General features: G+C 69.8%; 1 protein-coding gene. It reads left to right on the top strand.

Annotated features, from left to right (window positions below; genetic code table 11):
• The first annotated feature begins 134 nt into the window (after positions 1-134).
• Entirely contained in the window at positions 135-1,427 is a 1,293-nt protein-coding gene (locus KDL01_RS41070; protein WP_246577698.1) for an IS256 family transposase, read from the top strand.
• Positions 1,428-1,475 lie beyond the last annotated feature (48 nt).

Here is a 1,475-nt window from a genome sequence, read left to right as displayed (position 1 = left end):
GAGGATGTCCCGACTCTCGTAGAACTTCGCAGGTGGCGGTCCCCCACCTGAAGCCTGCCAGTTGGTAGGTATCGGGTGAATCTGCCAAGAATCATCCGAGATGAGGGACCACCGTGAAGAAGAACGTACCTGCTCTGCGCCTGCTCGAGGCTCCCGACACGGCGCCGGGCAAGCCCGAGTTGCCCGAGGAACTGGCCGCGGTGCTCGGCGATATCGCCGGTGCGGCGCGCGAGGGGCTGCTGGCGTTGAGCGTGGCGGCCGGGATGGCCGTGATGCAGGCGATGTTCGAGCAGGAGATCACCGAGGCCGTCGGGCCGAAGGGCCGGCACGACGCGGCGCGCACTGCGGTCCGGCACGGGCGCGAGCGCGGCTCGGTCACCCTCGGCGGGCGGAAGGTCGAGGTCACCCGGCCGCGGGCGCGCACCCTCGAGGGCGCCGAGGTGGCGCTGGCCGCGTATCAGGCGTTCGCCGCGGAGGACCAGTTGACCGCGGTGGTGATGGAGAAGATGCTCGCAGGGGTCGCCACCCGCCGCCAGGCGCGCACCCTGGAACCGGTCGGCGCCGCGGTCGCCTCGGCGGCGAAGTCGACCTCCCGTTCGGCCGTCTCGCGCCGGTTCGTGCGTGAGACCGAGATCGCCCTCGATGAGCTGCTGGCCGCCCCGCTCGCCGGTCTGGACGTCAAAGTCCTCATGGTCGACGGGGTGCACATGGCGGATCACTGCATGGTCGTGGCGCTCGGGACCGGTGCGGACGGTACCAAGACCCCGCTGGGCTTGTGGGAGGGCGCGACCGAGAACAAGGCCGTGGTCACCGCGCTGCTCGCGGACCTCGTCGAACGTGGCCTGTCGGCCGAGGGCGGCCTGCTGGCCGTCGTCGACGGCGGCAAGGCCCTGGCGGCCGGCCTCAAAGCCGTGTTCGGGAACACGGTCGTGATCCAGCGGTGCCAGATTCACAAGCGCCGCAATGTGATCGAGCACCTTCCCGAGGCCGAGCGCGCCTGGGTCGGGCGCAAACTCGACGCGATCCTCGCCGACGCCAACCCGGACCGGGGCGAGCAGGCGGCCCGTGATCTGGCCAAGGCTCTCGAGCGCAAGCACCCCGGCGCTGCCGCGTCGCTGCGCGAGGGCCTGCCCGAGCTGTTCACGGTCGCCCGCCTCGGGATCACCGGCACCCTCGCCCGGACACTGATCTCCTCCAACCCGATCGAGTCGATGTTCTCGATCGCCCGGCGCGTGAACCGTAACGTCACCCGCTGGCGCGACGGGATGATGGTGATGCGCCAGGCCGCGGCCGGGATGAAGCAAGCCGCTACACAGTTCCGCCGCGTCAAGGGACACAAGCAGATGCCCGCCCTGATCACAGCACTCGAAGAAACCACCCGGACGGAGCACGCCGACAAGCCCGTCAAGCAACTGCGCGCCGCATAGAATCAACCCAGACCGTCACCGAAGATCCACGAGACTCGGGACAACCTC

This window comes from Actinospica durhamensis, from assembly GCF_018139695.1.
Classification (GTDB): domain Bacteria; phylum Actinomycetota; class Actinomycetes; order Streptomycetales; family Catenulisporaceae; genus Actinospica; species Actinospica durhamensis.
Note: the sequence above shows the minus strand (reverse complement) of the source record. Positions and strands in the feature narration are given on the sequence as shown.